Origin of the sequence: Bacillus sp. FSL M8-0049 (genome assembly GCF_038593355.1) — a bacterium.
Lineage (GTDB): Bacteria > Bacillota > Bacilli > Bacillales > Bacillaceae > Bacillus > Bacillus safensis.
Map to the genome: position 1 here is coordinate 1,262,903 of NZ_CP151986.1, position 17,324 is coordinate 1,280,226.

Below are 17,324 nucleotides of genomic sequence, written 5' to 3' on the forward strand. Positions count from 1 at the left end.
GAAATATTGTAGAGGAATGAGGCTGGAAAAGGAGTGTAAGAGAATGACTGAAACGCTCGATGGCAATAGGTTAACCCCTGCGGGAGATATCAGAAAATTAGAAAAAGAGAACGAATATTTGCGAACTGAGTTAATGCAACAAAAAATGCTATTAAATAAGACGCTAGATGCCATTTTTATATTTGATCAGCACCTCAACATCATCCAAGCCAACGAAGCAACATGCAGGCTTGTCCAGACACCGAAAGAAGACCTCCTCAATAAATCCGTTCTAGATTTCCTATACGGCATCCCGAAAGATAAAATTGAATGTTCACTCGATCTATTTTTTCGAAAAGGTACGTTAAAAAGAGAGATCTCCATTCAGCTGGAAAATGGTGAGACAAAATACATTGAATTTGTCGCAGAGCACGATACCATGAGTCAGCAATATATTGTGGTCATGCGAGATATTTCTTCAAAGAAAATATTAGAACGAGAACGCTCCATGAATGAGCAGCTGTTCAAAGATTTGTTTGACCGAGCCATTGACGGGATGGTCATTTTTGATCAGGATGGCTGCATGATTGATGCGAATCATTCTTTTTGTCAGAGCTTTGAGCTGCAAAAGACTGATTTAACCGATCGCTATTTACATGAATTTGTCGAAGAAGAAAATCTTCCCGCCTTGCAGCATCTTTTAACGTCACTTAAAGAAACAGGGAAAGCAAAAGGGGAGCTTCCTGTTACCCTTCAATCTGGCCAGCAAAAATTATTTGAACTCACCATTACATCAAATGTGATGAGTGGTTTTTATATGTCCATCATGCGGGATATTACAGAAAAAAGACTGATGGAAGAGAAGCTGTTAAAAAGTGAAGAACGCTTTAGAGAAATTTTTGAAAATGCAATGGATGCCATCATCATATGGGCGGACGATGGAGAGATTGTGAAAGCCAATGAATCAGCCTGCCGAATTTTTGAATTACCGATGCACTCGCTGATTGGCAAAAAACTCACCGACTTTCTCGTCAAATCTGATAAGAGATATAGACCAACAAGAAGACGCTATATCCGGAATGATGAAATAAGGGAAGAGCTGTTGTTCAAAATGGCTAATGGACAGTATAAAGAGCTTGAGTTTACTTCAAAGCATGCGGTATTAGAAGGACAGCACTTAACCATTTTACGTAATGTAAGTGATCGAAAAAGAATGGAGCAGGAGCTGCGCGAAAGTGAGCTCAAATTCCGTAAAGTCTTTAATGGCTCAATGGACGGCATTGTTCTTTTTGATAATCAATACCGAATCATTGAAGTCAATCCATCTGCCAGCGAGCTGCTTCAATTGAAGGACGATCATTTAACAGAAATGAATCTTTTCCACATCCTTGCTCCTTATCAAATAGAAAATTTGGCTCAGCCCGCCGAGGCGATGTCATTAGATGAAATGGATAATGAGGTTCCGTTTGTACTGAACCATCCAGATCAGCGTATCCTGGAATTCTCTTTTAAACGCAACATTATCCATAATATGAATTTGGCGATCTTTAGAGATGTGACAGAGCGGAAGGAATTAGAAGAGCGGGTGAGAAAATCAGATACCCTTCATGTGGTCGGAGAGCTTGCCGCTGGAATTGCTCATGAAATTAGAAACCCGATGACAGCATTAAAAGGCTTCATTCAGCTGTTAAAAGGAAATATAGAAGGGGAATATTCGCTCTATTTTAATGTCATCACATCAGAGCTGAAAAGGATTGAATCCATCATCACCGAATTTTTGATTTTAGCGAAACCGCAAGCCATTGTATATGAAGAAAAAAATGTGGTGCAAATTGTGAAAGACACGATGGATCTTCTGCACGCACAGGCGAATCTTGGCAATGTTCAAATGCATCTCAATGTGCTGGATGAGATTCCGCTCATTTATTGTGAACAAAACCAATTAAAGCAGGTCTTTATTAACATTTTAAAAAATGCAATTGAAGTCATGCCGCGCAAAGGAAATGTCTATGTGAGCATTCAGCGGAAGGGCGAGGAGCATATTGTCATTTCACTGCGTGATGAAGGCTGCGGAATGGCAGAGGATAAGCTAAAGCGTCTAGGCGAGCCTTTTTATACAACGAAAGAAAGAGGAACTGGACTTGGCTTAATGGTTAGTTATAAAATTATTGAAGAGCATCAAGGAACCATTGAGGTAGAAAGTGAGGAAGGCGTAGGAACCGTCTTCCATCTCACGCTGCCACTTAGGCAGCAGAAACAAGAAGGAGAGCAGTAACGTGTATTATACCGTCTATCACGCACCCATCGGGGAATTATACATACTAGAAAAGGACGGTGCCATCATCGAGGTGATGTTTGATGATGAACCGTTTTTAGCAAAAAAGCAGGCAGCGAATCTAAAGCAAGCAGATACGCCTGTCTTACAAGAAGCGAAAAAGCAGCTAGATGAATATTTCAAAGGTGAGCGGCAAGTATTCGATCTCCCGCTCAAGCAAACTGGTTCTCCGTTCCAAGAGCAGGTGTGGGAAGCATTGTCGGCCATTCCATATGGTGAATCAAAAAGCTATGCAGACATTGCAGAAGCGATTGGCAATCCAAAGGCTGTAAGAGCCATCGGACAAGCTAACAGACGAAATGCATTACCTATTTTTATCCCGTGTCACAGGGTGATTGGAAAAGACCGGACTCTGACGGGCTATGCAGGATCGAAAACAGACATGAAAGCGGTCCTCCTTGAATTAGAAGGCATCCCATTTGTTCAAAAATAAATCGATTGACCTGTTCCGAATGTTTGTCAAGCGACATATCCTTTTATTAAGCTAAAAAAGTTGGTTGAGGGAAAAAGGAGGGCGCTGGCATGTTTTGGGGCAAAAAAGGCAAAATGTATGCCGTGACGTCACTATGTGTCAAAATGAACGTTTTGACAGAAGAACAAAAAAAAGAAATCTTAACAAAAACGAATCAAGAACCAAAAAAGCGCGGTGCTCTTAAATGACAAGAACACGGCGCTTTTTTGCGATCACTGGGAGATGCTTTCGGCGAAAAGAGCATCAATCTCTTCTGCATAGTTCGATGTGATAATTCCCTTTTCTGTAATGATGCCTGAAATAAGATGATGAGGAGTGACATCAAAGGCGGGATTGAATACCTGAACATCAGGCGGTGCAATGGGGACGCCGTTTAATTCCTTTACTTCCAGCGGGTCGCGCTCTTCAATTGGAATATCTGACCCGTCGCGGGTGGATACATCAAAGGTTGAAAGCGGTGCTGCTACAAAAAACGGAATGTTAAAATGCTTGGCTAGAACGGCAAGACCTAACGTTCCAATCTTATTCGCTGTATCTCCATTACGGGCGATACGGTCAGCTCCAACAATGACAGCAGAAATTTGCTTTTCCTTCATCGTATGGGCTGCCATGTTATCTGTAATGAGCGTCACATCCACGCCGCCTTGCATGAGCTCCCATGTTGTCAGACGAGCGCCTTGAAGAACAGGGCGTGTTTCACATGCATAAATGTGAAGATCAAGATTTTTCTTTTTGGCTAAATAAAAGGGAGCAAGGGCTGTTCCATACCGGCTCGTTGCGATGGAGCCTGCATTACAAATGGTCATGATACGGTCACCTGATTTAAAGAGCTGAAGTGCATTTTGACCGATTTGTCTGCATGTTTCTTCATCTTCTATTTGAATTTGAATGGCTTCATGCACAAGGTCTGTTTTGGCTGCATTCACTGATGCTGCACGCTGAATGCGCTGCAGCAGCCGGTCTAATGCCCAGGCGAGGTTCACAGCGGTTGGACGAGCACTGTTTAAATATTCTTTGATTCGAATGACTTCTTGTTTAAAAACATCCAATTCTTCTGTTTCAATTGCTTGTGCACTAAGCGCCAGCCCAAAAGCTGCTGTAATGCCAATCGCAGGCGCTCCGCGTACTTTTAATGACACAATCGCATCATACACATCTTCTTTCGTATATAAATGCTCAAATACGGTTTCGGTTGGTAATTTTTGCTGATTTAAAATGTTAATACGGTTTTCTTCCCATTCGACAGAACGGGGGACTTCAAATTCTTTTGACAAAACCCGTCACTCCTTTACAGATGGCTGGAATAATGCGACGAGGTCAGACGCTGTTTCCACTGCATGATATTGTTTGATAAATGTTTTTCCAAGTGTCAGTGCTGCTTTTTTCTGCTGAATCCGTCTAGTTGGTGATGGAATTGCATCAAGGTCAGCGGCATGAGCAAGACCAATTGTTCGGCGGACAAGCTCACAGCCGGCAAAGCCTGTTGCTTCTTTTAAAATCCGGTCAAACGTTGTTTCTAAAAAGCTGTCCGATACACTAAACGCTTCAATGCTGTCCTCTTTCCAAGCTTTTGTGAACACTTCTTTGAAGGTTGCCCATACATTGACGACATGGTTAAAAAGGTGCTGCTGCTCGTGTTCATTCTCGCGAGATAAAGCATTCAGGAACAGATTGGCGATAAAGTGGCCGATATCGAATCCGAAGGGACCGTAAAACGCGAATTCTGGATCAATGATTTTCGTTTCAGTTTCATTTGCAAAAATACTGCCTGTATGAAGATCTCCATGAACCAATGTTTCAGCTGATGTCAGGAAGATACGCTTTAATTCTGCTGCCCTAGCTTGCACTTCAAGATCTGCCCAAAGCGCTTCTGCTGATTCTCTTAATTCTTCTTCGAAGTCATTTGTTTCACTATCGAAGAAAGGGTCTGTGAAGACGAGTTTTTCTGTGATATCACACAGGTCAGGGTTCGTAAATTGCTTCACAAATTGTTTTTTGATTTTAGGATTTGTAGCAAAGTCAGATGTGTAAAAAAGTGTTTTTCCTAAAAATTCTCCAACATGATCAGATAAATGCGGATATTGTTTTCCGGCAATTAGCCCTTTTCTGACGATTTCTAAGTGGGAGAGATCCTCCATGGCTGTCACTGCAAGAGCTGTATCTGAATAATAGACTGCTGGTACAAGGTGAGGCGCATATTCTGACTGCTTGATCAGGGCGGCACTTTCAATTCTTGCCCGGTCTAATGTAAGCGGCCAGCTCTCCCCTACCACCTTTGCATAAGGCAGCGCCTGCTTGATGATCAATCCTTTTTCTTGTTTGTGATCATAAATATGAAAGACGTAATTTAAATTCCCGTCCCCAATTTCAGTACATGTCAAATGACTGCTTTCTTGGATCAAGCCAAGTCTAATTGCGAGTGCAACTGCCGAGCTTTCTGTTAGTTCTTCATATGATGCCGTAAGTGTAACCAATTGCTTCCCCTCCAAATCATATAAAAAAGCCTCTTTCTCCTGAGAGAAAGAGGCTTGATGGTGTGTATGCTCAAAGCCTCTCTTATCTCTCAGCACATACGTCTGATGGAATTAGCACCGTGCCCTATAAGACAATTGTCTTGGCGCGTTACTTGCTGCGCCCCACTTCACAGTGGTATTAACGGTCGGTTGCTGTTGGGGTCAAAAGGCCAAATCCCTCGCCCAACTCTCGATAAGAGAAATCAATATGTAATTGTTTCGTGTCTGATTGCATTTCTTAATTCAAGATATTATCAGAGCTGCGCTTTACATGTCAATCTTTTTTCAAAATTGCTTTACAATTCATAAAACAATCCATTACAGTGATTGTATTGTCACGTAACTTGAATAGAAGGTGAAGAAATGGAATTCCAGCAATCAGATGTGTTGAAACAATTACCGAAACAATTTTTTGCGTCCCTTGTCCAAAAGGTGCAGAAAAAAGTGCGGGAAGGGGCAGATATCATTAATTTGGGGCAGGGAAATCCTGATCAGCCAACTCCTCCGCACATTGTAAAAGCCATGCAGGAAGCGGTAGCAAAACCTGAAAATCATCAATACTCCTCATTCCGTGGAACAGCGAAATTAAAAAAGGCTGCTGCCGCTTTTTATGAAAGAGAATATGGCGTCACACTTGATCCAAAAACGGAAATTGCGATTTTATTTGGCGGGAAAGCAGGGCTTGTTGAGCTGCCGCAATGTCTGCTGAATTCGGGTGATACGCTTCTTGTCCCTGATCCTGGTTATCCTGATTATTGGTCAGGCGCTGTGCTTGCTGGAGCGCATATGGTAACCATGCCACTTCTTGAAAAAAATGATTTTTTACCTGACTACGATTTGCTGCCTGAAGATGATAAGAAAAAGGCAAAATTAATGTATTTAAATTACCCCAACAATCCGACGGGGGCTACGGCAAGCCGTGCATTTTTTGAAGAAACCGTTACGTTTGCGAAAGATCACGAGCTATGTGTAGTCCATGATTTTGCATATGGCGGCATTGGATTTGATGGAGAAAAGCCGCTCAGCTTTCTGCAAGTAGAGGGAGCGAAAGAGACGGGAATAGAAACTTACACATTATCTAAAACGTACAATATGGCAGGGTGGAGAGTAGGATTTGCAGCAGGAAATTCGTCTGTTATTGAAGCGATTGAGCTTTATCAGGATCATCTGTTTGTCTCGCTGTTTAAAGCCACTCAAGATGCAGCAGCGGAAGCGCTATTAAGCGATCAAACGTGCGTGCAGGTGCAAAATGATCGATATGAGAAAAGGCGGAATGTGTGGATGGCTGCCTGCAAAGAAATTGGCTGGGAAGTCAGTGCACCAAAGGGTTCATTTTTTGCTTGGTTAAAGGTGCCGGAAGGATATACATCTGAAGCCTTTTCTGACTTATTATTAGAGAAGGCACATGTTGTTGTTGCGCCAGGTAATGGCTTTGGTGCTCACGGTGAAGGGTACGTGAGAGTAGGGCTTCTAACAAGTGAGGAGCGGTTACAAGAAGCCGCTCAGCGCATCGCTGCTTTGAAGCTGTTTGAAAAAAAGCCATTGACAACATAAAAAAATGGTGCGATAATTCAGGCAATATTTAAGAAAATTGAATATTCTTATCAAGAGTAGGCAGAGGGACTAGCCCAATGAAGCCCGGCAACCGACTTCCATGAAGCACGGTGCTAATTCTTGCAGCAAGCGCTGAGAGATAAGATTCGGATGAATGACACGAAACAACCTCTTTAAGGCGCTCATGAAGCACTTGAAGAGGTTTTTTTATTGAACATATGCATGACGCAATCGAAAGGGGATTCCTAGTGAGTGAATTACTGGCAACATACGTATTAACACATCGAGAGGATGAACAAATAAATCGAAAAGCAGAGCAGATCGCGCTTGGTTTAACAGTTGGATCATGGACGGATTTGCCGCAGCTCAAAAAGGAGCAGCTTCAAAAGCATAAAGGCCGAGTTGAAAAAGTATTAGAAAAGGCTGTTCCAGCCGAAAATGGCCTTTATCAATCAGAGGTGACCATTGCTTATCCTGAGGCAAACTTTTCAGCTGATTTACCAGCTGTTTTTACGACGATTTTTGGAAAGCTTTCACTAGACGGAAAAGTGAAGCTAGTCGATATCCAATTTTCTGAAGAATTTAAAAAAAGCCTGCCAGGACCTGTATTTGGAATTGATGGCATACGAAAAAAGGTAAATGTGTTTGATCGTCCATTATTGATGAGTATTTTTAAAGGCGTTATCGGCCGTGATATGCAGGATTTAAAAGAGCAGCTCCGTTTACAGGCATTAGGCGGGGTTGACTTCATCAAAGACGATGAAATTTTATTCGAAAGTCCATTAGCCCCTTTTGAAGAGCGAATCAAAGAAGGAAAAGCGATTTTAAAAGAAACCTATGAAGAAACAGGACACCGCACACTGTATGTTGTCAATTTAACGGGCAGAACCTTTGACCTGAAGGATCGAGCGAGAAAGGCCGCTGAACTTGGGGCAGATGCGCTCTTATTCAATGTCTTTGCATACGGCCTTGATGTCATGCAAAGCCTAGCTGAGGACCCAGACATTCCACTGCCGATTATGGCGCATCCCGCTGTGAGTGGTGCTTTGACATCCTCTCCTGAATATGGATTCTCGCATTCTCTTCTTTTAGGCAAATTAAATCGATATACTGGCGCTGATTTGAGCCTCTTTCCCTCACCTTATGGATCGGTTGCACTTCCGAAAAAAGATGCCTTTGGAATCTATGAAGCTTGCGTAAAAGAGGATACGGTTCAAAAAACATTCCCTGTCCCGTCAGCAGGCATTCATCCAGGAATGGTACCAGTATTGATCAAAGATTTTGGAATTGATCATGTGATAAATGCAGGTGGAGGCATTCACGGACATCCGCGGGGAGCCATTGGCGGAGGGAAGGCATTTCGTTCGATCATTGATGCCGTGATACATGAAGAGTCCATCCAAGATAAGGCGGCTTCCTGCCAAGACTTAAAAGCCGCACTTGATCTTTGGGGAAGGGTAGCAGAATAATGAAAAAACCAATTGTATGCTGTGATTTTGATGGAACAATTACAAAAAATGATAATATCATCCGCATCATGAAACAGTTTGCACCAAGTGAATGGACGAAGCTGAAGGATGGTGTCCTGTCAAAGGAAATCACCATTCAAGAAGGCGTCGGGCAGATGTTTCAATTACTGAAAAGTGATCAGAAGGATGCCATTCAATCATTTATTTTAGAGGATACAGAGATTCGAGAAGGATTTAAGCAATTTGTCGATGAGGTAAAAAAATCAGATATTCCTTTCTATGTACTTAGCGGGGGGATGGACTTTTTTGTCTACCCCATCCTCGAAGGCATTGTCGATCGAGACGATATTTATTGCAACCATGCATCATTTGTGGAAGGCCATATTCAGATTGAATGGCCGCATGCCTGCGATACGCAATGTCAAAATGGCTGCGGATGCTGCAAGCCCTCAATCATTCGAAAGCTGGCTCATGAGGATGACTTCATCATCATGATCGGAGATTCAGTGACTGATGTGGAGGCGGCGAAGCATGCGGATATTACGTTTGCGCGCGACTACTTGCTCAATGAATGTCAAGAGCTCGGGCTCGTACACAAGGAATATGACACATTTATTGATCTACAAGCGCAATTTGTTCAAGTAAAGGAAGTGAAGGAATGGCAGACGCAAAGAGCAAACGCTGGCAGGAGCTAGCAGACGTTAAACGTGAACTGGCTCAAAGAGATTGGTTTTTCGGAACAAGCGGTAATTTATCGATCAAGGTGTCGGATGATCCAATCACGTTTTTGGTGACGGCAAGCGGCAAAGATAAACGAAAAGAAACAAACGAAGATTTTGTGCTAGTAAATGCGGCAGGCCAGCCCCATGATCCGAACGAGCCGCTTAGACCATCAGCTGAAACACTGCTTCACACGTACGTATATGAACGGACGAAAGCAGGCTGCTGCCTCCATGTCCATACAATCGATAATAATGTGATGTCAGAGCTGTATGGGGATAAGGGAGAGATTCGTTTTAAAGGCAACGAAATCATCAAAGCGCTTGGTTATTGGGAAGAGGATGCAGAAGTGTCGATTCCGATTATTGAAAATCCAGCTCATATTCCGCAGCTTGCAGAGCAATTTGAAAAGCATCTGACACTAGAGGCGTCATCTGGTGCTGTACTCATTCGCAATCATGGCATCACGGTCTGGGGAAAAACAGCCTTTGAAGCAAAACGAGTATTAGAAGCATATGAATTTTTATTTAGCTATCACTTAAAATTAGCGCTTTATCAACAGCGGCTTGTAAGATAAAAAGGAGGAAAAACACATGGCGACGATTTTGATTCATAATGAAGAGAACACATTACTTGAAAGCGAGCAAGAGGTAGCATCATATTTGGAAAACCAAGGGGTCATTTATGAGCATTGGGATATTGAAAAGCTGCCAAACCGTTTATCAGAAAAGTATGATTTAACCGATGAGGAAAAGGAAGAGATTTTGACTGTTTTCCAAAAGGAAATCCAAAGTATTTCTGAAAAAAGAGGGTACAAAGCGCAGGATGTCATTTCATTATCTGATGCCACGCCAAATCTTGATGAGCTGCTCCAAAACTTTAAACGTGAGCATCACCATACAGATGACGAAGTACGCTTTATTGTGAGCGGGCACGGAATCTTTGCTATTCAAGGCAAGGATGGCGTCTTTTTTGATGTGAGATTGAATCCAGGTGATTTAATTTCTGTTCCGCCAAACATTCGTCATTACTTTACACTTCAAGAGGATCGCAAAGTGGTCGCAGTTCGCATATTTGTCACAACTGAGGGCTGGGTGCCAATTTATGAGGAAGAAACGGTTTAATGATAGAGCTGATCATTCCGCATGAGGCGGAAGATCAGCTTTTTTTTAGGAAATTAGACATAAAATGAGAAAGAAAATAGTTGATTTTGATCTTCTGCATAGGATAAAATTCTGTTTAATCAATGTGTCAGTCCTGTCCAAATTTGAAGTTTACCCCCAAATTTGATTGGGTAAAAGGTCTTTAGGCTGTAAAAAATTAAATAAAATAAGCATATTTAATTTAATTTACAAATAAAGTATAATTTTGGTGTCGGATCATTTTGAGCATAGACAGTCGAAATCATTGCGGGAGCTGAGATCATGAATATTTACGTAAGGAAAGAACAATTGCTGATGTCCATTGATGAGAAGAGAAAACAAATGGTAGAAGCTGCTCAAGTGGAAGGTTACACTGGTGAGAAGACAATTAAATATAGTCAAGAACTGGACAACCTGATGAATGAGTATCAGCATCTTCTTTTTCATGAGAAACAATCTGCCCCCTCCTTTCATGATCTTGTGTCTCAAATGAGTCTTTTATCTGTGAACCGCCCCTCTTATTGACATGAAAAACCGGTCTTGCATAAGCAAAACCGGCTGACATCTTCAGTTATGCTGAGTGAGCAGAAGGAAGCATGATCATGACAGTCGTTCCTTTATTCACTTCGCTATGAATATCAATTGTTCCGCCATACATCGAAATGATTCGTTTACACACGACAAGCCCAAGACCTGTGCCTTTTTCCTTCGATGTAATAAAGGGGAGGAAGATGTGCTTTAACATCTCTTCTGTTATGCCTTCACCTGTATCCTCTACTTTAATGATGACATGTTCTTTTTCAGCTTCGATCACAATCTTCAAATGACCGCCGTTTGGCATCGCTTCTAAAGAGTTCTTTGCTACATTTAAAACAACTTGTTTAATATGATCCTTTGTGCAATACACGCCGACATCTTGAATCGTATTGATTTGCAAATCCACTTCGACATTATAAAGATTTGCCTCAGAGAAAACGATCGGCATGATCTCACTTACAATTTCTTTTACAGAGTTATTCTGCCATTTTTCTGCCGTTGGTTTTCCTAATACAAGAAATTCACTGACGATTTGGTTGATCCGTTTAATTTCTTCCTCGATGACAGAAAAATAGAGCTGATCTTCTTCTGAATGATACTTCTTTTGCAATAGCTGGATAAATCCGCTAATCCCTGTTAATGGGTTGCGAATTTCGTGTGCTGTACTTGCTGCGAGTGTTCCGATCAATTCAAGCTTTTGCGCTTCATTTTGATGACGCTCCTGCTGAGTTTGCCGCCTTAACACGATATATTGGACGAGTGTGAATAAAATATTTAATAATATAAACGCACTGGATAAAGGGATGAGCATCACAGACAGCACTTCACTTGTTGAAGCACGCTGCGGAAAGACCTCCAGCTTCCAGCTGTTTTCATCTAAATATGTAGACACGGTGCTGCCGCCCTCGGGTACTGGCTGTGGACCGCTTGTAAAGACGACATGTCCATTTTGATTCAGCATCTTAAAATGAAGATCAGGGTTCAATACATTCATAATATTTCTTAAATAATCAATTTGAATGGCGGCAATCAGTACATTGGTGACCTCTTCGTTTTCATCGAGAACAGGCACACAAATGGAGAGAATCCGCTGTTTTGTAATTCGGCTCACATAGTTGTCTGTGATCACGGTCTGCTTGGTCACTTGAATGCGTTTAAAGTAATCTCTGAATGATAGGTTAATTTTTTCCTTTAACGGGGTGGTGCTTGCTGTTACATTTCCTTTTTTGTCTAGGAGATACAGACCTGAAAAACGAGGTTCTTGTTTATAGATTTTCTCTAGGATGTTTTGTACTTTTTTCGTCTCAAGCGGCTGGTCAAATCCCATGGCGAGGGAAGTTAATCTCGCTTCTGTTTCACTTATTAAATAATTCATTTGATTTTTGTGAATATTTAACATAAGTGTAGCGGTTTGTTTGTTCTTTAAATCGATTTTTTCAGTTTCTTTTTCATAGATAAAATAACTAATGATTAGGGTTGGAAGCATGACCAAAATAAGGTAAAGCCTGATCTTCTTCCAAAACCCTTTCAGTATACTCATCATTCATCGCTCCAACGTATTACCTAATAGACTTATTATAGCATTGAACCTATCTTTATTACGATGACTTGTGTGATTTTTAAAAAATTAGGTGATTCGTTCTGGTCTCATTTTCGTGCTAAAGATGGATCAAAATGTTGACATTTTACTTATTGTTTATTAATGTCACATTAGTGGGTTGCATTTCATAAAGGATGATAAAAAATGGAAAATCATAATGTTGAAAAATCATTGAAACTATTTATTGTATTATCACGTGCCTATCGCTCAATTAATCATCACATGAACAAACATATTGTGAAGCACGGGCTAAATCCAACTGAATTTGCTGTGCTAGAATTGCTGTATCATAAAGGTGATCAGCCGCTTCAGCAAATCGGTGATAAGATTTTACTTGCAAGTGGCAGCATCACGTATGTGGTTGATAAATTGGAGAAGAAAGAACTCCTTAGCCGCAAGGCTTGTGCAGAAGACCGCAGGGTGACATTTGCGCATATTACCAAGCAGGGACGAGCTTTGCTTGATGACATCTTCCCAGATCATGCGAAAGAAATTCATGAGATGATCAGTGTCCTCAGCGAAGAAGAGAAAGATGCCTGCATCGATATGCTCAAACATGTAGGGCTACGTGCAAAGCATTTATATGATCATCAAGAATAAATAAAAAGGAAGCCGCTGGCTTCCTTTTCAGCGCGCAAGCAATCCCTCGCATTCAGTTGTCAGTCCTGCGTGCCGGTGCTCGTTCCTAGACTGCAAAGGTATTCTATCACGCTGAAAAGAAGACAAAGGGCTAAAATAGAGATCATTTTAGCCCTTTGTCAACAATCTGTAAAGAAGCCGCTGGCTTCTTTTTTTATTTCGCTTTTTTCTCAATCGGTAAAATGAGTACTTCTACACGCCGGTTTTTACTTCTGCCTTCTGCTGTATCGTTTGAGGCAATCGGTTTGAATTCGCCGTATCCTTTTGTACTAAAGTTCTCTTGGTTTAGATTGCTGTTTTCAAGAAGAATATTTAAAAAGTTCACAGCGCGAATGGCGCTTAAATACCAGTTTGATTCAAATTCTGAATTTCTGATCGGTACATTATCTGTATGTCCGCTAATGACAATGTCACGAGCAGGATTAATGACGAGCAGTTTTGAGATTTCTTTTGCTAACGGGACATCCTGAGGGCGAATAACTGCCCGTCCAGAGTCAAAGAAGATACTGTCCTCAATCGTAATGAGAAGACCTTCATCTGTAAGCTTTGTTTCGAGCTTTGAACCAAGTTTTTTATTTGCAATGAATGAATCGACCTGCTTTTTGACCTTTGTGAGAACCGCTTGGTCCCTAGCCTTTGCTTTGGCTTCTTCATCTTTCTCTTCCTCGGCTGCTTTCTTGACTTGGTTGCTGTTTTCAGTTTCTTCCGTGCTTTGCATGCTGGATTGATCCATAACACCAGTACCGCCAGTAAAAACTACATTAAAAGACTTAGCCATCTGTTCATATTTTGCCGCATCAATTGAACTAGATGCAAAGAGCACAATGAAGAGGGCGAGAAGAAGCGTTAGTAGATCGGCATAAGGGATAAGCCAAGATTCATCTACATGGTCTTCATGATCATGGTTTTTACGTTTCCTAGCCATTTTGATTTTCTCCTTCTTCAATGACAAGATTTGCACGTTCTTTTGCTGGTAAGTACATAAGAAGTTTTTGTTCAATGACTTTTGGAGATTGACCTTCAAGAACAGAAAGAATACCTTCGATCATAATCAGACGAAGCTTTACTTCTTCCTTTGATTTACGCTTCAGCTTGTTGGCAAATGGATGCCATAACACATATCCGGTAAAAATCCCAAGCAGTGTGGCGACAAAGGCAGCACTGATCGCATGTCCAAGTGCTTCAATATCTCCCATGTTGGCAAGTGCGGCAATAAGTCCGACAACGGCGCCAAGTACCCCTAGCGTCGGAGCGTATGTACCAGCTTGTGTAAAGATTAATGCACCTGACTGATGTCGTTCAGACATGGCGTCAACTTCTTCTGTTAAGACGTCTCGAATAAATTCAGCACTTTGGCCGTCAACTGCCATGCTTAACCCGTTCTTTAGAAAATCATCATCGACTTCCTCAAGACTTGCTTCTAATGCCAAAAGACCTTCACGACGCGCAATTTGTGCCCAGTTTGAAAATAGAGGGATCATTTCTTGAATCGTTGGAAGCTGGCTGTCTTTGAAAATTTTGCCGAACAATTTTGGTGTTTTCTTAATTTCACTAGAAGGGAATGCGATGACAACAGCTGCAACCGTTCCAACAATGATGATTAATATAGCCGCCGGGTTGAGAAGAGCAGTTAGACTCACACCTTTCAAAACCATACCGACACCTAGTGCAATAAATGCTAAAATAATACCAATTAACGATGTTTTGTCCATTATCTCACCAAATCCTTTAACTATCTTTTTCTATAGTTAATATCGGTGTTTTCCAGAAGGGTTTTAGTCAGAATATAAAATTAAGACACTTTCTGTGAAGAATTTTTGAAGAAAGCGCTTTCTATCTGCGTAAAAAGAAAACTCCCTCTCATATAAAGGGAGTCTCTATTTAATCGTTTTGAGCGGGTTCATCTAAATGAAGCAGCTCTTTTAATTTTTCTTCATACATGATTTTAACAAGATCGTAGCTCCAATTCATCATGTGATCCACCTCTTTTTCTTTTATCGTAAAGGAAAAGAGGCGGGGGAGCGTCGTCGTTCAGATGGAACTTAGACGCCGCAACATGATGGAGATGCATATCATCCTGAAGATGTAGTTATCCTTTTTTTACGACGATTTCGTCATGTTCAACATCCACAGTAAATCCAGAAAGCTGCTCCTCTTCAAGCAGGATCTCCGTCATTTGGTCTTCAACGTGCTCTTGGATGGTTCTTCGAAGTGGACGAGCGCCAAATGCAGGGTGATATCCAAGCTCTGCGATTTTTTCTTTCGCTTCATTTGTGACATGGACTGTTAAATTCTGCTCTTTTAATTGCTCTGACAGCTCATTGAGCAGAAGATCAACAATCTTCACTAAATCATCTCTGTCTAATGATTCAAACTGAATGATGCTGTCAAAACGGTTCAAAAATTCTGGTTTGAAGTAGCTGCTTAGTGAATCAATGAGTGATTGTTCCTCAATCGCTTCTTCCTGATCAGACTGGAAGCCGACCTTGACCGTTTTATCTGCGCTGCCTGCGTTACTTGTCATGATGATGACTGTATCTTTAAAGCTGACCGTTCTGCCTTGGCTGTCTGTTAAGCGGCCGTCTTCCATGATTTGCAGGAACATGTGCTGTACATCTGGGTGTGCTTTTTCGATTTCATCCAGCAAAATGATGCTGTATGGTTTTCTGCGCACTTTTTCAGTCAGCTGGCCAGCTTCATCATGTCCAACGTAACCAGGAGGAGAACCGATGAGTTTGGACACAGAGTGTTTTTCCATGTACTCACTCATATCTAAACGAATGATCGCATCTCTTGAACCGAATAATTCTTCAGCTAACGTTTTAGACAATTCGGTTTTCCCGACACCTGTTGGTCCAACGAAAAGGAAGGAGCCTGTTGGTCTATGTTTCGATTTTAAACCAGCTCTGCTTCTTTTCACGGCTTTCGCCACTTTATCAACCGCATGTTCCTGTCCAATCACTCGTGCTTTTAGACGGACGTCAATTTCTTTCATTTTGGTTTGTTCGTCTGCTTGGAGTTTCCCGACAGGAATGCCTGTTTTTTGTTCCACAATGGCCTGAATGTCCTCTGCTGTAACGATATGCTCTTTTTCAGTTGTTTTGTTTTGAAGTCTTGCTTCAATGGCTTCTTCTTCATCGCGTAGCTTCGCTGCTTTTTCATATTGTTCTTCTTTTAGCGCAGCTTGTTTTTCTGCGGCAATTTGCGCTAGTCGGTTTGTCAGCTCATCTTCACTTGCTGCATCAATGGAGAGGTTCGCTTTTGAACCAGCTTCATCCATTAAATCAATGGCTTTATCCGGCAAATGACGGTCTTGAATATACCGCGAAGATAATTGAACGCACGCTTTGATTGCTTCATCTGAATAGGTGACACCATGATAGGCCTCGTATTTATCTTGAATGCCTTTTAAGATGTCGATTGTTTCATCTTGTGTTGGCTCATCTACGATAACGGGCTGGAAGCGCCGTTCGAGTGCAGCATCTTTTTCAATTTGGCGATATTCTTTTAATGTCGTCGCACCTACTAGCTGCAGCTCGCCTCTTGCAAGGGCTGGTTTTAAAATGTTTCCAGCATCCATTGATCCTTCTGCAGATCCTGCGCCCACAAGAAGGTGGATTTCATCTACAAATAAGATGATATTTTTACGGCTTTGCAGTTCTTTGATTAACTGCTTCATTCTTTCCTCAAATTGACCGCGTACACCTGTGTTTGCGACAAGTGAGGAGACATCTAATAAATAGATTTGTTTGTTCTTTAATTTATTTGGCACATCGCCGCTCGCAATTTTGAGCGCGAGTCCTTCTGCGATCGCTGTTTTCCCAACACCTGGTTCACCAATAAGAACAGGGTTATTTTTATTTCTTCTATTTAAAATCTCAATGACTCTTGCGACTTCTTCATCTCGGCCAATGACTGGATCAATTAAACCAGCATTTGCTCCATCTGTTAAGTTACGGCCAAGCTCATCGAGTAAGCCTTTTTGCTTTGGCTGCTCCATGTTTGGGGCATGACTTGCTGCCTGAGAGAAGAATGAACTTCCTCCAAAAAGCTGAGGTCCCATTTTCATTTTTGACTGCTCCATCAAAGAGGTATAGCAGTCTTCACATAAAACCATTTGGCTCCGGGACGAATTTACTTGCATATTCAGGCGAATAGTTGCTTCATTTACTTGACAATGTTGACAACGCATTTGCCATGACCTCCTTAAAATAAAGTTTGACTTTATTTGACCAATGAATGTTAAAGAAAATGGTCTATTGTTTGACCATCTTTGACTATAGTATACTCTGACCTATTTTGACTTTCAACTGTTTTGCTCAAAGGGGAATAAAAATCCTTTTTTGCATTTAATCATGGTTTGT

The 17,324-nt window shown here is 41.5% G+C and carries 16 protein-coding genes and 2 riboswitches; of the genes, 10 read left to right on the plus strand and 6 right to left on the minus strand.

Features of this window, described 5'->3' with window-relative positions; all coding sequences use genetic code 11:
• Nucleotides 1–43 precede the first annotated feature (43 nt).
• The 3 genes from NSU13_RS06455 (at nt 44) to NSU13_RS06465 (ending at nt 2,974) form a co-directional block, all read left to right on the plus strand.
• Entirely contained in the window at nt 44–2,254 is a 2,211-nt protein-coding gene (locus tag NSU13_RS06455; RefSeq protein ID WP_034281528.1) for a PAS domain-containing sensor histidine kinase, read from the plus strand.
• A gap of 1 nt (nt 2,255) precedes the next feature.
• Nucleotides 2,256–2,747, plus strand: coding sequence for a methylated-DNA--[protein]-cysteine S-methyltransferase (locus NSU13_RS06460; protein ID WP_046310751.1), 492 nt, complete (start codon nt 2,256–2,258; stop codon nt 2,745–2,747).
• 89 nt (nt 2,748–2,836) lie between these two features.
• Nucleotides 2,837–2,974, plus strand: coding sequence for a hypothetical protein (locus NSU13_RS06465; RefSeq protein WP_165585032.1), 138 nt, complete (start codon nt 2,837–2,839; stop codon nt 2,972–2,974).
• 24 nt (nt 2,975–2,998) lie between these two features.
• On the opposite strand, the gene mtnA is transcribed toward NSU13_RS06465, so the two are convergent.
• Both mtnA and mtnK read right to left on the minus strand, forming a co-directional pair.
• Complete coding sequence (mtnA, locus tag NSU13_RS06470; protein ID WP_041116442.1) at nt 2,999–4,060, minus strand: S-methyl-5-thioribose-1-phosphate isomerase; 1,062 nt, start codon at nt 4,058–4,060, stop codon at nt 2,999–3,001.
• A 6-nt stretch (nt 4,061–4,066) separates the two neighbouring features.
• Nucleotides 4,067–5,260, minus strand: coding sequence for an S-methyl-5-thioribose kinase (mtnK, locus tag NSU13_RS06475; RefSeq protein ID WP_041116443.1), 1,194 nt, complete (start codon nt 5,258–5,260; stop codon nt 4,067–4,069).
• Nucleotides 5,261–5,339: 79 nt separating this feature from the next.
• Nucleotides 5,340–5,499: riboswitch (SAM riboswitch) on the minus strand.
• Between the two features lie 163 nt (nt 5,500–5,662).
• Here mtnK and NSU13_RS06480 point away from each other — a divergent pair.
• The 6 genes from NSU13_RS06480 to NSU13_RS06505 all read left to right on the plus strand — a co-directional run bounded on the left by NSU13_RS06480 (nt 5,663) and on the right by NSU13_RS06505 (nt 10,709).
• Entirely contained in the window at nt 5,663–6,853 is a 1,191-nt protein-coding gene (locus NSU13_RS06480) for a pyridoxal phosphate-dependent aminotransferase (RefSeq protein ID WP_342489946.1), read from the plus strand.
• Nucleotides 6,854–6,897: 44 nt separating this feature from the next.
• Nucleotides 6,898–6,999, plus strand: a riboswitch (SAM riboswitch).
• A gap of 102 nt (nt 7,000–7,101) precedes the next feature.
• On the plus strand, nt 7,102–8,322 hold the full coding sequence (gene mtnW / locus NSU13_RS06485; RefSeq protein WP_342489947.1) for a 2,3-diketo-5-methylthiopentyl-1-phosphate enolase: 1,221 nt from the start codon (nt 7,102–7,104) through the stop codon (nt 8,320–8,322).
• Nucleotides 8,322–9,017: a 2-hydroxy-3-keto-5-methylthiopentenyl-1-phosphate phosphatase gene (locus NSU13_RS06490; RefSeq protein ID WP_065214292.1), complete on the plus strand. Its 696-nt coding sequence runs from the start codon at nt 8,322–8,324 to the stop codon at nt 9,015–9,017. Before mtnW ends, NSU13_RS06490 begins: the two co-directional genes overlap by 1 nt.
• Nucleotides 8,981–9,619, plus strand: coding sequence for a methylthioribulose 1-phosphate dehydratase (locus NSU13_RS06495; protein WP_342489948.1), 639 nt, complete (start codon nt 8,981–8,983; stop codon nt 9,617–9,619). The genes NSU13_RS06490 and NSU13_RS06495 overlap by 37 nt, the downstream gene beginning before the upstream one ends.
• Before the next feature lie 16 nt (nt 9,620–9,635).
• Nucleotides 9,636–10,166: a cupin domain-containing protein gene (locus NSU13_RS06500; protein WP_034281537.1), complete on the plus strand. Its 531-nt coding sequence runs from the start codon at nt 9,636–9,638 to the stop codon at nt 10,164–10,166.
• A gap of 300 nt (nt 10,167–10,466) precedes the next feature.
• Nucleotides 10,467–10,709, plus strand: a complete 243-nt coding sequence (locus NSU13_RS06505) for an aspartyl-phosphate phosphatase Spo0E family protein (protein ID WP_024424676.1) — start codon at nt 10,467–10,469, stop codon at nt 10,707–10,709.
• Nucleotides 10,710–10,755: 46 nt separating this feature from the next.
• Here the strand turns inward: NSU13_RS06505 and NSU13_RS06510 are convergent, their stop codons facing one another.
• Nucleotides 10,756–12,261, minus strand: a complete 1,506-nt coding sequence (locus NSU13_RS06510) for an ATP-binding protein (protein WP_065214294.1) — start codon at nt 12,259–12,261, stop codon at nt 10,756–10,758.
• 204 nt (nt 12,262–12,465) lie between these two features.
• On the opposite strand from NSU13_RS06510, the gene NSU13_RS06515 reads away from it, so the two are divergent.
• Complete coding sequence (locus NSU13_RS06515; RefSeq protein WP_034281539.1) at nt 12,466–12,921, plus strand: MarR family transcriptional regulator; 456 nt, start codon at nt 12,466–12,468, stop codon at nt 12,919–12,921.
• Nucleotides 12,922–13,114: 193 nt separating this feature from the next.
• Here NSU13_RS06515 and motB read toward each other — a convergent pair whose 3' ends face one another.
• The 3 genes from motB to NSU13_RS06530 form a co-directional block, all read right to left on the minus strand.
• On the minus strand, nt 13,115–13,885 hold the full coding sequence (motB, locus tag NSU13_RS06520; RefSeq protein ID WP_034281540.1) for a flagellar motor protein MotB: 771 nt from the start codon (nt 13,883–13,885) through the stop codon (nt 13,115–13,117).
• The gene (motA, locus tag NSU13_RS06525; RefSeq protein WP_024424680.1) at nt 13,878–14,672 is read right to left on the minus strand and encodes a flagellar motor stator protein MotA; all 795 of its coding nucleotides are present in this window, start codon (nt 14,670–14,672) and stop codon (nt 13,878–13,880) included. The genes motB and motA overlap by 8 nt, the downstream gene beginning before the upstream one ends.
• Nucleotides 14,673–15,049: 377 nt before the next feature.
• Nucleotides 15,050–17,152 (minus strand): ATP-dependent Clp protease ATP-binding subunit, encoded by a 2,103-nt coding sequence (locus tag NSU13_RS06530; protein ID WP_342489949.1) that lies wholly within the window; start codon nt 17,150–17,152, stop codon nt 15,050–15,052.
• Nucleotides 17,153–17,324 lie beyond the last annotated feature (172 nt).

Excerpts from the sequence above, each read along its gene's own strand:
- NSU13_RS06510 (WP_065214294.1), bottom strand. The coding sequence starts at position 12,261 with ATGAGTATACTGAAAGGGTTTTGGAAGAAGATCAGGCTTTACCTTATT.
- NSU13_RS06490 (WP_065214292.1), top strand. The coding sequence starts at position 8,322 with ATGAAAAAACCAATTGTATGCTGTGATTTTGATGGAACAATTACAAAA.
- NSU13_RS06530 (WP_342489949.1), bottom strand. The coding sequence starts at position 17,152 with ATGCGTTGTCAACATTGTCAAGTAAATGAAGCAACTATTCGCCTGAAT.
- NSU13_RS06505 (WP_024424676.1), top strand. The coding sequence starts at position 10,467 with ATGAATATTTACGTAAGGAAAGAACAATTGCTGATGTCCATTGATGAG.
- NSU13_RS06465 (WP_165585032.1), top strand. The coding sequence starts at position 2,837 with ATGTTTTGGGGCAAAAAAGGCAAAATGTATGCCGTGACGTCACTATGT.
- NSU13_RS06495 (WP_342489948.1), top strand. The coding sequence starts at position 8,981 with ATGGCAGACGCAAAGAGCAAACGCTGGCAGGAGCTAGCAGACGTTAAA.
- motB (WP_034281540.1), bottom strand. The coding sequence starts at position 13,885 with ATGGCTAGGAAACGTAAAAACCATGATCATGAAGACCATGTAGATGAA.
- NSU13_RS06480 (WP_342489946.1), top strand. The coding sequence starts at position 5,663 with ATGGAATTCCAGCAATCAGATGTGTTGAAACAATTACCGAAACAATTT.
- NSU13_RS06455 (WP_034281528.1), top strand. The coding sequence starts at position 44 with ATGACTGAAACGCTCGATGGCAATAGGTTAACCCCTGCGGGAGATATC.
- NSU13_RS06500 (WP_034281537.1), top strand. The coding sequence starts at position 9,636 with ATGGCGACGATTTTGATTCATAATGAAGAGAACACATTACTTGAAAGC.
- NSU13_RS06515 (WP_034281539.1), top strand. The coding sequence starts at position 12,466 with ATGGAAAATCATAATGTTGAAAAATCATTGAAACTATTTATTGTATTA.
- motA (WP_024424680.1), bottom strand. The coding sequence starts at position 14,672 with ATGGACAAAACATCGTTAATTGGTATTATTTTAGCATTTATTGCACTA.